11 protein-coding genes are annotated in these 17,523 nt (G+C 56.2%); 2 read left to right on the forward strand and 9 right to left on the reverse strand.

Annotated features, from left to right (window positions below; genetic code table 11):
- The first annotated feature begins 114 nt into the window (after positions 1-114).
- The gene (locus IBT46_RS00835; protein WP_200543170.1) at positions 115-2,193 is read left to right on the forward strand and encodes an EAL domain-containing protein; all 2,079 of its coding nucleotides are present in this window, start codon (positions 115-117) and stop codon (positions 2,191-2,193) included.
- A gap of 44 nt (positions 2,194-2,237) precedes the next feature.
- Here the strand turns inward: IBT46_RS00835 and IBT46_RS00840 are convergent, their stop codons facing one another.
- The 4 genes from IBT46_RS00840 to glpE form a co-directional block, all read right to left on the reverse strand.
- A complete protein-coding gene (locus IBT46_RS00840) occupies positions 2,238-3,653 on the reverse strand; it encodes an MFS transporter (protein ID WP_200543172.1) in 1,416 nt (471 codons plus the stop codon).
- 193 nt (positions 3,654-3,846) lie between these two features.
- A complete protein-coding gene (locus tag IBT46_RS00845) occupies positions 3,847-4,605 on the reverse strand; it encodes a DeoR/GlpR family transcriptional regulator (protein ID WP_200543175.1) in 759 nt (252 codons plus the stop codon).
- A 13-nt stretch (positions 4,606-4,618) separates the two neighbouring features.
- Positions 4,619-5,449 (reverse strand): rhomboid family intramembrane serine protease GlpG, encoded by an 831-nt coding sequence (glpG, locus tag IBT46_RS00850; protein ID WP_200543177.1) that lies wholly within the window; start codon positions 5,447-5,449, stop codon positions 4,619-4,621.
- A gap of 98 nt (positions 5,450-5,547) precedes the next feature.
- Positions 5,548-5,877, reverse strand: coding sequence for a thiosulfate sulfurtransferase GlpE (gene glpE / locus IBT46_RS00855; RefSeq protein WP_105592187.1), 330 nt, complete (start codon positions 5,875-5,877; stop codon positions 5,548-5,550).
- Positions 5,878-6,113: 236 nt separating this feature from the next.
- On the opposite strand from glpE, the gene glpD reads away from it, so the two are divergent.
- Complete coding sequence (glpD, locus tag IBT46_RS00860) at positions 6,114-7,619, forward strand: glycerol-3-phosphate dehydrogenase (RefSeq protein WP_105592186.1); 1,506 nt, start codon at positions 6,114-6,116, stop codon at positions 7,617-7,619.
- 60 nt (positions 7,620-7,679) lie between these two features.
- On the opposite strand, the gene glgP is transcribed toward glpD, so the two are convergent.
- The 5 genes from glgP to glgB are packed head-to-tail and all read right to left on the reverse strand — an operon-like array spanning position 7,680 to position 17,100.
- Positions 7,680-10,127: a glycogen phosphorylase gene (gene glgP, locus IBT46_RS00865; protein WP_200543179.1), complete on the reverse strand. Its 2,448-nt coding sequence runs from the start codon at positions 10,125-10,127 to the stop codon at positions 7,680-7,682.
- A 20-nt stretch (positions 10,128-10,147) separates the two neighbouring features.
- The gene (gene glgA / locus IBT46_RS00870) at positions 10,148-11,581 is read right to left on the reverse strand and encodes a glycogen synthase GlgA (protein ID WP_200543188.1); all 1,434 of its coding nucleotides are present in this window, start codon (positions 11,579-11,581) and stop codon (positions 10,148-10,150) included.
- Positions 11,582-11,638: 57 nt separating this feature from the next.
- A complete protein-coding gene (glgC, locus tag IBT46_RS00875; protein ID WP_200543191.1) occupies positions 11,639-12,928 on the reverse strand; it encodes a glucose-1-phosphate adenylyltransferase in 1,290 nt (429 codons plus the stop codon).
- 12 nt (positions 12,929-12,940) lie between these two features.
- Positions 12,941-14,917 (reverse strand): glycogen debranching protein GlgX, encoded by a 1,977-nt coding sequence (gene glgX / locus IBT46_RS00880; protein ID WP_200543193.1) that lies wholly within the window; start codon positions 14,915-14,917, stop codon positions 12,941-12,943.
- Positions 14,917-17,100 carry a 1,4-alpha-glucan branching enzyme gene (gene glgB / locus IBT46_RS00885; protein ID WP_200543196.1) on the reverse strand — a complete coding sequence of 728 codons (2,184 nt, stop codon included), beginning with the start codon at positions 17,098-17,100 and terminating at the stop codon, positions 14,917-14,919. The genes glgX and glgB overlap by 1 nt, the downstream gene beginning before the upstream one ends.
- Positions 17,101-17,523 lie beyond the last annotated feature (423 nt).

Consider the following 17,523-nt stretch of genomic DNA (forward strand, 5'->3'; position numbering starts at 1 on the left):
CCACAGGATGTGGGCAGGATCAGCGTGTGCGCCATCCAATGGCGTATTGATTGCATGCCGGCAGTATCTTTCCATTGAAGAGAAATAGCTGCCAGCAACCGGGTGAAAATAATAATGAATGAAAACTCAGATGTAATGTATCGGCTTCTGGTTCAGAGCGTGGTTGACTACGCCATTTATATGCTGAAACCGGACGGTACCGTCGCGAACTGGAATACGGGTGCCCAGCGGGCCAAAGGGTATCTGCCGGACGAGATCATCGGCAAAAATTTCAGCTGTTTTTACAGCCACCAGGATCAGGAAAAGGGTTTACCGCAGTACGGACTGGGCATCGCCCGCGACACCGGTCGTTACGAAAGTAAAGGCTGGCGCTATCGCAAAGACGGCACTGCCTTTTGGGCACACGTGGTGATTGATGCTATCCGTACTGACAGCGGTGAGCTGCTGGGCTTCGCGAAAATCACCCGCGACTGCACCGAGCTGCGCGAGTATGAAGAACAGATGCGCGAAGCCCGCGAGCTGGCGGAGCGGCACAGTGAGAAAATGGCTGCGCTGTCGACCTTCCTCGACACTATCGTGACCAATATTCCGTCCAGTGTGATTGTGGAAGACGTGGTTACTCGTGAAATTCTGCTGATCAACGGTAAGGCGCAGCAGCTGCTCGGCGGCGTGCAGGAAGACTTTGTCGGCAAGAAGCTTTCGCAGTGTATGACGCTGGAAATGGGCGAATATTTTATGCAGCTTTCCGACGCCGCACAGCGCAAAGGAGGGATGCACCGCAGCGAGCGTCTGCTGGACAGCCACGGACGCGATCGGATTATCAACGCCACAGCCTCGATTATTCGCGGCAACGACGCTACGCATAACTACGTGCTGCTGATCGCCGATGATGTTACCGATCAGCGCGCCGCCGATGCGCGTATCCACCATATGGCGCATCACGATAATCTGACCAGCCTGCCGAATCGCGTGCTGTTCAGCCAGCGTCTCAACGACGCGCTGCGCGCCGATCGCGAAGAGCGCAAGATTACCGCCACGCTGTGCCTCGATCTGGATAACTTCAAAAACGTTAACGATGCGCTGGGCCATCAGGTTGGCGACGATCTGCTGCGAACGGTGGCGGTGCGGCTGCGCAGCGTGCTGCGTGAGCAGGATACGCTGGCGCGGACCGGCGGCGATGAGTTCTCTATCGTGCTGCCGGGCCTGAAGCAGGCGGAGGAGGCGGAAATCGTTGCCAGCCGCCTGATCGAAACCATTCGTCCGCCGTTCAACGTCGACGGTCACAACCTTTCCGTCGGCCTGAGCATTGGTATTGCCATTGCCGAGCGCGGGATCAGTACGCCGGAGCACCTGCTGCGCTGTGCCGATATGGCGCTGTATGAAGCCAAGCGTAACGGGCGTAACCGCTTCGAATACTTTACCGAACAGATGGGCGAACTGGCGGCGAAGCGGCGGATGATTGAAAACGATCTGCGCGAGGCGATTAGCTGCCGCCAGTTGAAGCTGTACTATCAGCCGATTACCAATAATCAGCATCAGCATATTATTGGCTATGAGGCGCTGATGCGCTGGCACCACCCGGAAAAAGGCATGATTATGCCGATGGATTTTATCCCGATTGCCGAGGAAACCGGCCTGATCCACAGCCTGGGCGCCTATGCGCTGCATGAGGCCTGCCGTGAAGCGGCCAGCTGGCCGGACGGGCAGAGCGTGGCGGTAAACCTGTCGCCGATGCAGTTCAAAAACAGCGCGCTGGTGTCGGTGGTGGAAGCGGCGCTGAAAGAGTCCGGCCTGGCACCGCATCGTCTGGAAGTGGAGATCACCGAGTCGGTACTGCTGGACAACACCTCGGTGAATATCGATATTCTGCAAAAGCTCAAGGCGATTGGCGTGCGTATCGCGCTGGATGATTTTGGCACCGGCTACTCATCGCTGAGCTATCTGCGCTCGTTCCCGTTCGATAAGATCAAAATCGATAAATCGTTTATTAACGATATGAAAGACAGCCGCGAGGCGCTGGCGATTATCCGGGCAATTACCGGAATGAGCCGCAGTCTGGATATTCAGATCACCGCCGAAGGCGTGGAGAGCAACGAGCAGTTTGAACGACTGAAGGAAGAGGGCTGTACCCTGTTCCAGGGCTACTATTTTGGCCGCCCGCAGCCCTCTGAAGATCGTTTGAAAGAGTTCTAAACGAATAAATGTCAGGGGCGACGATTGCCGCCCCTGCATTTCTATCAGATATCATCCAGATTAATGCCGCGCGTCTTCGGGCCGAAGATGCCGATGGTCAGCATCACAATCAGCATGCTGACGACGATAAAGGCCACCACACCCTTGGTGCCCGCCACCTGCAAAATCATGCCGATAATAATGCTGCTGAACACCGTTGAAAGGCGGCTGAACGAATAGCAGAATCCGACGGCGCGTGCGCGGATAAAGGTAGGAAACACCTCGGTCTGATAGGCGTGATAGCTGAAGGTTAGCCAGGCGTTAGAGTAGGTGATGCAGAATCCGCAGATGATTAACAGCAGCGGATTGGTCTGCAGGGCGAACAGCGTACCGAAAATCACCGTCATCAGCGACGATAGGACGATCTGCCATTTGTTCTCGATTTTATCCGCATAGCGGCTGCAAATCAGTGAGCCCAGCGGGTAGGCGAGGGTGATAAAAAAGGCATACAGCAGACTGTGGGTGATGCTGGCACCTTTACCTGAAAGCAGCGCGGGCAGCCAGTTGCCAAAGCCGAAGAAGCCGATTGCCTGGAAGATATTCATCACCACCAGCATCAGCGTGCGCTGGCGATACTCAGGCCGCCAGATATCACGAAAGCGCCCCTGCGGTTTCTGCGTGGCTGCCGTGTCCATCTCTGCCGGACTCGGGGCGGTCACCGGCACGCCGCAGCGGATTTCCAGACCGCTGACCACCTGATGGGCTTCCTGATGCCGACCCTGCTGTGCCAGCCAGCGCGGCGACTCCGGCAGATTTTTCCGCACCAGCCAGATAACCATCGAGCAGACGGCCCCGGCAATCACCACCCAGCGCCAGCCGGTCAGGCCCAAAATGGTCTGCGGTACCAGCCACCAGGACATCAGCGCGACGGCGGGTACTGAAAGAAACTGCACAAAGAAGGCGAAAGCAAAGGCTTTACTGCGCAGCCGTGACGGAACGCATTCGCTGAGGTAGGTATCGATGGTCACCAGTTCAATACCCAGGCCGACGCCCACCAGAAAGCGGCAGAAAATAATCCACTCTGCCTGGTTCTGGAACGCCATCAGCATGGAGAAGCAGCCGTACCAGGCCAGCGCGAACATAAAGGTCATCCGGCGGCCAAAACGGTCAGCGTGAGGGGCCAACAGGCTGGCACCGATAAACAGGCCGAGGAAAGTCGCGGAGGCAAATGCGGCCTGGTCAGATATTCCAAATACGCCGAGTTCACCAAGATGAAATATGTTCTCGCTGATTAAACCTGAACTAATATATCCCGTCTGGAATAAATCATAGAGTTCAAAGAAACCACCCAGCGAGAGTAAGGCAATAAAACGCCACAGCCCGGCGGTAGCGGGTAGGGCATCGAGACGATCGGATAATTTATTATATTTTATAGGGTTATTTTGCGGGGAAGGAATTCCCGGCGCGCAGGCTTCACTCATTTTTCTTTTCAGACCTTGATAGCAGAGGACAATAACTTTTCATGCTAATAGTTAGCAGCAAAATTTAAATTTTGAATTGTATCCGCTATGAAGAAAAATAAGCATAAAAAACGCTTATAGTTATTTTTTTGCTATTTATTTCTGATTGGCCAGGCAGCGGTAGATTCCGCGCCTGGCTGCTCAGTAAAAACCGTTAGCACAGTTCCAGATGTACCTCATGCTGCTCAATGGTTTTCATAATTTCCGGTGGCGGCGCTTCATCAGTAAACAGATAGTCAATCAGACTCATGCTGCCCAGATTGACCATTGCATTACGACCAAACTTGGAGTGGTCTGCCACCAGCATCACACAGCGAGAGTTCTCAATAATTGCCCGCTTGGTGCGCACTTCGTGGTAGTCGAAGTCCAGCAGTGAACCATCCAGATCGATACCGCTGATGCCCAGAATGCCGTAATCCAGGCGGAACTGGGAGATATAGTCGAGCGTGGCCTCGCCCATAATCCCGCCATCGCGGGTGCGTACTTCTCCCCCGGCAAGGATCAGGCGGAAATCCGGCTTGGCCATGAGCAGCACCGCTACGTTCAGATTGTTGGTCACAATGCGCAGGTTATTGTGGTTCATCAACGCGTGGGCCACCGCTTCCGGCGTGGTGCCGATATCAATAAACAGTGAAGCCCCGTCGGGGATTTGGCTGGCAACCCGCTGGGCGATACGCGCTTTTTCCGCAGACCACATCATTTTACGGTCCTGCCAGGCGGTATTCTCCGAGCTGGACGGCAGCGCTGCGCCACCGTGATGGCGATGAATTTTATTCTGCTCTGCCAGATCGTTTAAATCGCGGCGGATGGTTTGCGGACTGACCGCAAAATGCTCCACCAGCTCTTCAGTACTGACATATCCCTGGCGACGTACCAGATCGATAATCGCGTCATGACGCTGTGTCTGCTTCAAAAGAGTTCCCCTGTTATCGTTTTTTCTGGCGGGTGTCGACAAACGCCATGGCCAGGCCAACCAGCAGTCCGGCAACGTGGCTTGGCAGACCGGTGTTCGCACCGAAGACGCCCGTGGCTTCCAGTACCACCCACACTACAAAAATCCCCATCAGCCCGCCGCCAATATTCAGCGGACTGCGCTCGTCACGCATCGCGTGCAGCCAGGCATAAGCAACCAGCGCATGGTCAACGCCAGACAGCCCGCCGAACCAGAAGCCGTTAAACCGGGACTGCGCAAAACCGCACAGCAGCGCGGAGATCAGCGCGATGGTAAACAGCTTACCGCTGCCGAGCTGTTTTTCGATGCGCCCGCCAATATAAAACCACCACAGCAGGTTAATCAGCAGTGCCAGCAGCGAGAAGTTCATCAGCACGTGGCTGAACCAGCGCCACACCTGGAAATGCTGCATGCTGTCTTTCGGCCAGCCGAGCCAGGCAATCGCCTGTGCATAACCGCCCAGCGCAATCAGCAGGTAGACCAGTATGGAAGCAACACTGACCCCTATCGTCAGTGGCCCGGCCATCTCCTTCATTCTGACCTTCAGCGATGGGCCAGCAGGACTGACGTATTTGATGCCGCTGTCGGTATTTTCAGTTTTCCAGCTGGCTGCCTGATAACGCGGGTGATCCGGTTCGCGTATAAACTGGTTAAGTTCGTTTTCGACCACGCTTAACTGAGATTCATCATCCAGCCATAGCGTGTAGTTGCCTTCCTGCTCAATGCGCAGCGTAATGCCGCGCGTCGCCATATAGTCAACAAACGCCTGCGCCATGCGCAGATGGGTAAATTGGGTGATGCGCATAATAGAAGGCTGATTCCCTGTAGATTAAAACGAGAGCGGCAGTATACCCCGTCACATCGAAGCTTGCAGGATCAAAGGCTTCCACTGCCGTACGCCGGTCAGCGAGCGCCGGATTCTACCTGCTGCGGGAATGCAGCGTACCAGGCATCAAAGCCGCCGTCGATGCTGTAGGCCGCCGCAAACCCCTGGTTCAGCAGATACTGGGCTGCACCTTTGCTGCTGTTACCGTGGTAGCACATGACCAGCACCGAGCCGCTCAGGTCAGCGCTGGCCATCAGGGCCGGCAGCGAGTCATTGGTCAGATGAAATGCACCGGTGGCATGAGCCGCAGAGAAGCTTTGCGGATCGCGGATATCAACCAGCAGGGTTTGCCCGTCTGCCAGTTTCTGTCGGGCTTCCTGGACGTTGATACACTCAAATTGTTCCATGATGGGGTCTCGTTAACAGTCAAAAGTCGTCAATTAAATCCTATTGTAGCCTGAAGCGGGTAGGGTTTAACCAGAGCTGGGCGGCGTAATTTGCGTAATGATTAAAGAAAATATGTTACCTGCATCACGCATAAATGTTTTTATCCGGTTAACGCTGGCATCAATGTTGGTTTACGATTAGTATAATGCTCGAAAACGAACATTATTGAACGATTCCGAACATCGGAGGAGATGACGTGGAAATCAAAGACCTGATCGTAATCGGCGGCGGTATTAACGGCGCTGGTATTGCGGCCGATGCAGCCGGACGTGGATTGTCGGTGCTGATGCTGGAGGCTCAAGACCTCGCCTGCGCCACCTCTTCCGCCAGTTCTAAATTAATCCACGGTGGCTTACGCTATCTGGAACACTACGAATTCCGCCTGGTTAGTGAGGCGCTGGCCGAGCGTGAAGTGCTGTTAAAAATGGCACCGCATATTGCTTTCCCCATGCGTTTCCGCCTGCCGCACCGCCCGCATCTTCGCCCGGCCTGGATGATCCGTATCGGTCTGTTTATGTACGATCATCTCGGCAAACGTACCAGCCTGCCGGGAAGTAAAGGTTTGCGTTTTGGCGCAGACTCAGTACTTAAACCTGAAATCGTGCGCGGTTTCGAATATTCCGACTGCTGGGTGGACGATGCTCGCCTGGTGGTACTTAACGCGCAGGAAATTGAAAAGCGCGGTGGCGAAGTGCGCACCCGTACCCGCGTGACCAAAGCCTGGCGTGAAAACGGCCTGTGGACCGTTGAAGCCGAAGATATCGACAGCGGTAAAGTGTATACCTGGCAGGCGAAAGGCCTGGTCAATGCCGCAGGCCCGTGGGTTAAGCAGCTGTTTGATGACGGACTGAAACTGAAATCCCCCTACGGTATTCGCCTGATTAAAGGCAGCCATATCGTCGTGCCGCGTGTGCATACCCAGAAACAGGCCTACATTCTGCAGAACGAAGATCACCGTATTGTGTTTGTTATTCCGTGGATGGATGAGTTCTCGATTATCGGCACCACCGACGTGGAGTACAAAGGCGATCCGAAAGACGTCAAGATTGACGATAAAGAGATCGACTATCTGCTGAATGTCTATAACACCCACTTCAAGAAAACGCTGGCGAAGGACGACATCGTCTGGACCTATTCCGGTGTGCGTCCGCTGTGCGATGACGAGTCCGACTCTCCGCAGGCGATTACCCGCGACTACACGCTGGACGTGCACGACGAGCAGGGTCAGGCGCCGCTGCTGTCGGTGTTTGGCGGCAAGCTGACCACCTATCGTAAGCTGGCCGAGCATGCGATGGAAAAACTCAGCAAATATTATCCGGGGATCGGCGCGGCATGGACCAAAACCTGCGTGCTGCCGGGCGGTGATTTTGCCGGAAGCCGCGAAGATTACGCGGCCAGCCTGCGCCGCCGCTATCCGTTTATCACCGAAGATATGGCTCGCCACTATGCCCGCACCTACGGCAGCAGTAGCGAACTGTTCCTGAAAGAGGCGAAGAGCCTGGATGATTTAGGTGAACTGTTTGGTCACCACTTCTACGAGGCAGAGCTGCGTTATCTGGTGCAGAAAGAGTGGGTTCGCACGAAAGAAGATGCCATCTGGCGCCGTACCAAAGAGGGTATGTGGCTGAATGAGCAGCAGCAGGCGCGTGTTGCCGAGTGGCTGGTTCAGCACGCGAAACCGGTACTGTCGCTGGCATCCTGATCGCCGCAAATAAAAGGGCGACCGCCAGATAGCGGTCGCCCTTTTTACTTCCTGGATAGCCTACAGGCGGATGGGCTGGATGCCCCAGATTTCATCCGCATATTCCTGAATGGTGCGGTCCGAAGAGAAATAGCCCATATTGGCGATATTAATCAGTGCCCGTCGCGTCCACTCACCTTTATTACGATAAAGCTTATCTACCTTGTCCTGAGTATCGACATAGCTGCGGTAGTCCGCCAGCAGCTGATAGTGATCGCCCAGGTTCACCAGCGAATCAAAAATATTACGGTAGCGGCCCGGCTCCTGCGGGCTGAACACCCCGGTGGCGATCTGCGTCAGCACCTGATGCAGTTCCGCATCCTGCTCGTAATACTTATGCGAGCTGTAGCCATTGCTGCGCAGTTCCTCGACCTGCGGCGTGGTGTTGCCGAAAATAAAGATATTTTCTTCACCCACGTGCTCCAGCATCTCAACGTTTGCCCCATCCAGTGTGCCGATGGTCAGCGCACCGTTCAGCGCGAACTTCATATTACTGGTGCCCGAGGCTTCCGTTCCGGCCAGCGAGATCTGCTCGGAGAGATCGGCCGCCGGAATAATAATCTGTGCAAGGCTGACGCCATAGTTGGGAATAAACACCACTTTCAGCCGGTTCTTCACCTGCGGATCGCTGTTGATCACCTTCGCGACATCGTTGATTAAATGGATAATGTGCTTGGCCATATAGTAGGCCGAAGCGGCTTTACCGGCAAAGATACACACGCGCGGTACCCATTCAGCATCCGGATCGGCTTTGATGCGGTTGTAGCGGGTGATCACGTGCAGCACGTTCAGTAGCTGGCGCTTGTATTCATGGATGCGCTTGATCTGCACGTCGAACATCGCATGCGGGTCGACCACGATATCAAGTTTCTGCGCGATATAGATTGCCAGACGCTTTTTATTTGCCAGTTTGGCATCGCGGATTTTGCTAATGAAATTCGGATAATCAATATGCTGCTTCAGCTCTTCCAGCTGGCTGAGGTCGGTGCGCCAGGTTCGACCAATTGCTTCGTCCAGCACGCCGGACAATGACGGGTTGGCCAGCGCCAGCCAGCGACGCGGCGTCACCCCGTTGGTTTTATTGCAGAAGCGGCCGGGGAAGAGTTTGGCGAAATCAGCAAACAGTGACTGCACCATCAGATTAGAGTGCAGTTCAGAGACGCCGTTAACCTTGTGGCTGACCACCACCGCCAGCCACGCCATGCGAACTTTGCGGCCGTTATTTTCATCGATAATTGAAATACGCGACAGCAGCTCCCAGTCCTCAGGGTACTGATCCTGAATGGTTTTCAGGAAGTAGTCGTTAATCTCAAAGATAATCTGCAGGTGGCGCGGCAGGATCTTGCCAATCATATCCACCGGCCACGTTTCCAGCGCTTCCTGCATCAGCGTATGGTTGGTGTAGGAGAAAACCTGACAGGCCACGCCGAACGCGTCATCCCAGCTGAATTTGCTCTCATCGATCAGCACGCGCATCAGCTCGGGGATGGCCAGCACCGGATGGGTATCATTCAGGTGGATGGCGATCTTATCCGCCAGATTGTCAAAGGTCTGATGCATCGCCCAGTGGCGATGGAGGATATCCTGCACCGTGGATGAGACCAGGAAGTACTCCTGACGCAGGCGCAGCTCACGCCCTGAATAGGTTGAGTCGTCGGGATACAGCACGCGGGACACGTTTTCGGAATGGTTTTTATCTTCCACCGCCGCGAAGTAATCGCCCTGGTTAAATTTACCGAGGTTGATTTCGTTACTGGCCTGAGCGCCCCATAGCCGCAGGGTGTTAGTGGCATCGGTATCAAACCCGGGGATGATCTGGTCGTAGGCCATTGCCAGCACTTCTTCTGTTTCTACCCAGCGCGAGCGGCTGCCCTCCTGCTGGATACGCCCGCCGAAACGCACCTTATAGCGTGTGTTGAAGCGCTGAAACTCCCACGGGTTGCCGTATTCCAGCCAGTAGTCCGGTGATTCCGCCTGCTGGCCGTCGACAATATTCTGCTTAAACATACCGTAGTCGTAACGGATGCCGTAACCGCGCCCCGGAAGGCCGAGCGTGGCGAGGGAATCCAGGAAGCAGGCTGCCAGGCGCCCCAGGCCGCCGTTGCCCAGTCCCGGGTCGTTCTCTTCTTCAATCAGTTCCTCAAGGTCGAAGCCCATCTCTTCCAGCGCCGTCTGCGCATCCTCATAAATTCCCATTGCCAGCAGGGCATTGGAGAGGGTGCGGCCAACCAGAAACTCCATCGACAGGTAGTAAACCTGTCGGACATCCTGCGACAGCTGGGCACGATTTGAACGCAGCCAGCGCTCTACCATACGATCGCGTACCGCCAGTAACGTGGCGTTCAGCCACTCGTGTTTATTCGCAATGGACGGATCTTTACCAATGGTAAACATCAGCTTGTAGGCTATCGAATGCTTGAGGGCATCCACGCTGAGCGTCGGTGAGGCATAGGAGAAAGGTGCGTTCATATCAGTTTCCCATCGTCAGGTTACAACAAACGTTGATAGAGATCGCGGTAGGCAACAGCAGCCACCTGCCAGCTAAAATCCATCCCCATAGCCTGCCGCTGAACATAGCGCCAGAGTGAAGGACGGGACCAGAGGACGAAAGCACGTCGGATAGCGCGCAGCAGTGACCACGCGTTGCTATCTTCGAACACAAAACCGCTGGCGATACCGTCTGCGAGGTTTTCCAGCGAACAATCATTTACCGTATCGGCCAGCCCACCGGTGCGCCGCACCAGCGGCAGGGTGCCGTATTTCAGACCGTAGAGCTGGGTCAGGCCGCAGGGCTCAAAACGGCTGGGCACGAGAATCACATCTGCACCGCCCATAATGCGGTGGGAAAACGCCTCGTGGTAGCCGATCTGTACGCCAACCTGGCCCGGATACTCGGCGGCGGCGGCCAGGAATCCCTGTTGAAGAACCGCATCTCCGGCCCCCAGAAGCACCAGCTGCCCCCCTTGTTCCAGCAGGCCCGGCAGGGCTTCCAGCACCAGATCCAAACCTTTCTGTTTGGTCAGGCGGCTGACCACGGCAAAAATCGGCGCTTTTTCATCAATTTTTAGCCCCATCGCAATTTGCAGCTGGCGCTTGTTCTCAACTTTGGTGTCCAGAACATCACGGTTATAGCGGGCCGTCAGCAGCGGATCATGCTGCGGGTCCCAGATGGCCGGGTCGACGCCGTTCAGAATACCGCTCAGTCTGCCTTCCAGCTGACGCTGCTTGAGCAGGTCTTCCATACCGTAGCCAAACTCAGGTTGAGTGATCTCCTGGGCATAGGTCGGGCTGACTGCCGTTATATGGTCGGCGTAGTACAGGCCCGCTTTCAGGTAGGAGATCTGGCCGTAAAACTCCAGCCCGTACATATTGAAAAACGAGCGCGGCAGCTGGATCTGCTCCAGATGGTGCGCGTTAAACAGTCCCTGATACGCCAGGTTATGCACGGTAAACACCGACTTCGCCGGACGACCGCGCGCGGCCAGATAGGCACAGGTCAGCCCGGCATGCCAGTCGTGCGCATGAACCACATCCGGACGCCAGAAGGTATCCAGACCGCAGGCCATTTCGCAGCCCATCCAGCCCAGCAGCGCGAAGCGCAGATAGTTATCGGTATAGGCAAACTGTGATTCATCGTGATACGGGCTGCCCGGGCGATCGTACAGACCCGGCGCATCGATCAGATAGATCCCCACGCCGTCATAGTGCCCAAACAGTAATTCGACATAGCCGGCAAAAGTTTGCAGTTTCGCCACCACAACCGCATCGGTAATTCCCTTTTTCAAATCGGGGAATGCCGGAAGTAATACGCGTGTATCCATTCCTTCCGCAATCTGTGCCGCCGGTAATGCCCCAACAACATCAGCAAGCCCGCCGGTTTTCAGCAGCGGGAAAATCTCTGAACAGACATGTAACACCTGCATTATCGGCTCCTTAACAGTGCCAGAACGTGATGCTGTCAGGTCATCACGTCGTTACGCCTAGCTGATCCAGCCGAGCTTCGCCAGCATGGTCCTTGTGACCAGAACAATTCCCTCTTCCGATCGGTGGAAACGCCGGGCATCATCATCCGGGTTTTCGCCAATCACCGTCCCTTCTGGCAGCACGCAGGCGCGGTCTATCACGCAGCGGCGCAGGCGGCAGGAGCGTCCCACCTCCACATCCGGCAGTAATACCGACGACTCAATATTGCAGAAGGAGTTGATTCGAACGCGGGAGAACAGCACCGAGTTCACTACCACCGAGCCGGAGATAATGCAGCCTCCCGACACCAGTGAATTCATTGTCATACCATGGCTGCCGGAACGGTCCTGCACGAATTTCGCCGGCGGCAGCGGCTCCATATGGGTACGAATTGGCCAGGTACTGTCGTACATATCCAGCTCCGGGGTGACCGAAGCCAGATCGAGGTTTGCCTTCCAGTAGGCTTCCAGCGTGCCGACGTCACGCCAGTAGGGCTCAACGGCTTCCCCACTTTGTACGCAGGACAGACTGAAGGAGTGAGCCAGCGCTTCTCCGCTGGCCACGATTTTCGGTAACAGATCCTTGCCGAAATCGTGGTCGGATTCCGGCAGCTCCTGGTCGGCTTCCAGCAGGCTATAAAGATAGTGCGCATCAAAGACGTAGATGCCCATACTGGCCAGCGCCTTGCTGCTATCCCCGGGCATCGACGGCGGATCGGCCGGTTTCTCCAGGAACTCGACCACGCGATTGTTTTCATCCACCTTCATTACGCCAAACGAACTGGCTTCTTCCAGCGGTACCGGCAGGCAGGCGATGGTGCAGCGCGCGTCGTTTTCGACGTGGTCGAGCAGCATGCGGGAGTAGTCCATCTTATAGATGTGATCGCCTGCCAGAATAACGATGTACTGCGCGCGGTAGCGCCGGATGATATCGAGGTTCTGCGTGACGGCATCGGCAGTCCCGCGATACCAGTGCTCGGTCGACAGCCGCTGCTGGGCAGGCAGAAGATCGACGAACTCATTCATCTCTTCATTCAGGAACGACCAGCCTCGCTGAATATGCTGAACCAGCGTGTGCGACTGATACTGGGTGATCACCGCGATGCGGCGGATGCCTGAATTCAGGCAGTTAGAGAGTGCGAAGTCGATAATACGAAACTTACCGCCGAAGTGAACCGCCGGTTTGGCGCGCTTGGCGGTGAGATCGCGCAGCCGCGTACCGCGCCCACCGGCGAGGATCAGGGCCACAGTTTGCGTTGGCAGCTGTCTTGCCAGCATCAGGGAATCGTTCTTATTAAACTTGGCCATGCCTGACTCCTGTTATGTTTTTTCCTGGAACACGCACACGCCGTGCGCTGCACCATGCCAGACAGTTGACCGGATCGGATTATCGTCCCCGGCAAAGGGAGGGATGGCGTGCCAATTTCCCTGAGGTAAAATCAGGTCACACACTTCTTCGGTGGCGTTGAGCACGATGAGCCAGTGCTGCGAAAGCCGGATTTGCAAACGATGTGCTCCCTGCTGCCACTCACTGGCGCTGAGCGGCTTACCCTGCTGGTTCAGCCATTCAACGTTTCCATCACCTTCCTGCCACCAGCGATCGCTTTGCAGCGCCGGGATGCGGCGGCGCAGATGGATTAACGCGGCAGTGAAGGAAAATAACCCACTATCACAGTGTAGCCAGTCGAGCCAGGTCAGCGGGTTATCCTGGCAATAGGCATTGTTATTTCCGTGCTGGCTGTGGCCGTGCTCATCGCCTGCCAGCAGCATCGGCGTTCCCTGTGCCAGCAACAGCGTGGTCAGCAGCGCATGCGCACTGCGGCGGCGATGTTCCGTAACCAACAGCGGTGCGTGCAGCCCTTCCACGCCGTGGTTATGGCTGAAATTGCTGCTGCTGCCGTCACGGTTATCTTCACCGTTGGCCTCATTGTGTTTCTGGTTAAAGCTGACCACGTCGCGCAGGGTAAAACCGTCGTGTGCGGTGATCAGGTTAATACTGCTGGAAGGTGGCCGCCCGTCACGTTGAAAAACATCGCTGGAAGCGGCAAACCGCCGGGCAAACTCGCCGTTGGAGAGATCTCCGTGCAGCCAGTAGCGGCGGGCAGCATCGCGAAAGTGATCGTTCCATTCGGCAAATGGCCAGGGGAAATCCCCCACCTGATAGCCGCCAGGCCCGATATCCCAGGGTTCGGCGATCAGTTTGCATTTTGACAGCAGCGGATCGGCGGCAATCGCCTGGAACAGCGGCGCATCGCGCTGGTAGTCCGGCGTGCGGCCTAACACCGTGGCCAGATCGAAGCGGAAACCGTCAACGTGGCACACCTCCACCCAGTAGCGCAGGCAGTCGAGTGCCCAGGCCATCACCTGCGGGTGGCTGAGGTTTTGCGTGTTACCGCAGCCGGTCCAGTTCTGGTACTCGCCCTGTTCTGTCAGCCAGTAATAACTCTGGTTATCAATGCCGCGCATCGACAGCATCGGACCGGTTTCTTCCAGCTCTGCGGTGTGGTTAAACACCACGTCAAGAATCACCTCAATTCCCGCCTGATGCAGCGCTTTGACGGCAAGCTGGAACTCTTCCCGCGCGTTCTGGCTGGCGGCATAGCGGGTATCCAGCGCGTAGCAGGCCAGCGGGTTATAGCCCCAGTAGTTGGTCAGCCCCATGCGCAGCAGGCGCGGTTCGCTGGCAAAGCAGGCCACCGGCAGCAGCTCAAGGCTGGTGATCCCCAACTGCTGAAAATAGTGAATCATCACCGGATGCCCCAGCGCGGCGTAGGTGCCGCGAATTTCAGGCGGCAGATCGGGGTGCTGGCAGGTCAGACCGCGAACGTGGGCCTCATAAATCACCGTGCTACCCCAGGGAACATGCGGCGCGGCGTCGTCTTCCCAGTCGAAGTCATCGGCCAGCACCACGCATTTCGGTGCGATGCTGGCGTTATCCGCCGCGTCCGGGATTTCTTCACCGCACTGGAAGCGCGGATCGTCACAGACTTCACCCTCTACCTGATGCGCGCAGGGGTCTACCAGCAGCTTCGCCGGGTTAAAACGTTTACCCTGCGCCGGTGCCCACGGACCGTGTACCCGATAACCGTAGCGCTGGCCCGGATGGATGGCAGGCAGATAGCCGTGCCAGATATCGCCGCTGCGTGCGGGCAGATCGATACGTTTCTCACGGCCTTTCTCATCAAACAGGCACAGCTCCACGCGCTCCGCATGCTGAGAGAACAGCGTAAAGTTAACGCCTTTGCCGTCGTAGCTGGCCCCGAGGGGCTGCGGTTTACCCGAACGTATCGGTGCCATTACGCCTCCCGAACCAGCCACAGAGTGGAAAGGGGCGGCAGCGTCAGGCTCAGCGAGTGGCTGCGGCCGTGGCTTCCCCAGTCGTCGGTATCGATAGTGCCGCAGTTACCGAGATTGCCACCGTGATAGTGGCCAGAATCGGTGTTCAGCACTTCACGCCAGCGCCCGCCCTGCGACACGCCAAAACGGTAGTCATAGCGCGGCACCGGGGTGAAATTACTGGCGACGATCAGCTCGTTGCCGTCGCGGTCGCGGCGCACGTAGACAAACACTGAGTTTTCAAAGTCATCCACCACCAGCCACTCAAAACCGGCGGGTTCGAAGTCGAGCTGGTACAGCGCCGGATGCGCGCGATAGGTGTGGTTGAGATCGCGGACCAGCCGCTGCACGCCGTTATGCCAGCTGTCTCCCCCTTCCAGCAGGTGCCAGTCAAGGCTGCTGTCGTGATTCCACTCGCGTCCCTGGGCAAACTCGTTACCCATAAACAGCAGTTTCTTGCCGGGGAAACCGAACATCCAGCCGTAGTAGGCGCGCAGGTTGGCGAATTTCTGCCAGGCATCGCCCGGCATGCGGTCCAGAATCGAACGTTTACCGTGAACCACTTCATCGTGCGACAGCGGCAGCACGAAATTCTCGGTGTAGTTGTAGAGCATGCCGAAGGTCATCAGATTGTGATGATAGCGGCGATGCACCGGGTCCAGTTTCATGTAGTCGAGCGTGTCGTGCATCCAGCCAAGGTTCCACTTGAACCAGAAGCCCAGGCCACCCATTTCCGGCGGACGCGAGACGCCGTTAAAATCCGTGGACTCTTCAGCGATGGTAATCGAACCCGGCGCGGCATGGCCCAGCGTTCGGTTGGTGTAGCGCAGGAAGGAGATGGCCTCCAGATTTTCCCGCCCGCCGTAGTAGTTCGGTACCCATTCACCTTCGGCGCGGCTGTAGTCGCGATAAATCATCGAGGCCACCGCATCCACGCGCAGGCCGTCAATGCCAAAGCGTTCGATCCAGTACAGGGCATTGCCCGCCAGGTAGTTGCTCACTTCCCGGCGGCCAAAGTTGTAAATCAGGGTATTCCAGTCCTGGTGATAGCCTTCACGCGGGTCGCTGTGTTCGTACAAATTGGTGCCGTCAAAATTCGACAGGCCAAACTCATCAGAGGGGAAGTGGCCAGGCACCCAGTCGAGCAGCACGTTAAGCCCGGCGTTGTGCGCTGCCGCAATAAACGAACGGAAATCGTCTCGCGTACCAAAACGCCGGGTGGGGGCATAAAGGCCCAGCGGCTGATAGCCCCAGCTGCCGTCAAACGGATGCTCATTAATCGGCATCAGCTCCAGATGGGTAAAGCCCATCTCTACGGCGTAGGGAACCAGCTGTTCCTCCAGCTCTTTGTAGCTTAGCCAGAAGTTGTTATCAGTATGGCGTCGCCAGGAACCCAGATGCACTTCATAAATTGAGATGGGGGCATCAAAGCCGTTGGCACGCTGGCGTTCAGGGGAAATTTCGGTTTTTTCCGGCAGGCCGCAGATCATCGAGGCCGTTTGAGGGCGCATCTGAGCTTCAAAGGAATACGGGTCGGCTTTCAGCCGCAGCTGGCCGTGAGCATCAACGATTTCGAACTTGTACAGCTGGCCGGGCCGGGCGGCCGGAATAAACAGCTCCCATACGCCCAGTTCGCGACGAAAGCGCATAGGATGGCGGCGGCCGTCCCAATAGTTAAACTCGCCCACGACGGAAACACGCTGGGCATTCGGTGCCCATACTGAGAAGCGTGTGCCGATAACATTATCAATGACGTCGGCATGCGCGCCCATTTTTTCGTACGGTCGCAGGTGCGTGCCCTCCGCCAGCAGCCAGCTGTCCATTTCGGGCAGCAGCGGGCCAAACCGGTAGGCATCATCAATCAGGTTTTGCTGGCCGTGCCACGTCACCGCCAGCTGATAGCGAAACATATTCTTGCGGCGGGGGATCACCGCCTGAAAAAAACCGCGCCCGTCCAGGCACTCCAGCTGCGCGCATTTACGCCCGGTGCTGGTTTCAATCACCCAGACTTCGCTGGCGTCCGGTAGCAGGGCACGAACCACCAGGCCTTTAGCGGTTTGGTGCATGCCCAAAAGTGAAAAAGGGTCCGCGAGGTGACCAGAAAGTAAAGCATTAATCTCACGACGATCGGCAAGCTCTGACATGACTTTCTTCCCATGATAGACGGCAGGCGATGGCCGAACGTTAAAACGTTACGGACATGCTCTGCTCTTCATTGAGCTTAATGGCATGCTGCAGGGGATATGACCATCCGCTGGAAAAACCACCGCAGCACGCGATAATAAACCCTTAAGCGAAACTTTTATTTGCTGATGGAACAACGACTGATTTAAGCATAGCCAGGTGACAACAATAGCCGGGTACGAAAGCGTAAAAATATTTCTTTCACATCAAACTGTACTGCTGTTAGGGCATAAGGCAGGAACGTCAGAAGCTTCTTAAGCGCCAGTTGGGGAAAGCCCCGAATCAGGCGGAAAAACTCAAAACGGTAGATCGGGTATTCAGAAAAACGGGTAATAGCAGGTGAGGCCGTTAGTGATAATGAATGAATCAGAATATAACAAACA

Source organism: Erwinia sp. S38, from assembly GCF_016624545.1.
In the GTDB taxonomy this organism is placed as follows: domain Bacteria; phylum Pseudomonadota; class Gammaproteobacteria; order Enterobacterales; family Enterobacteriaceae; genus Erwinia; species Erwinia coffeiphila.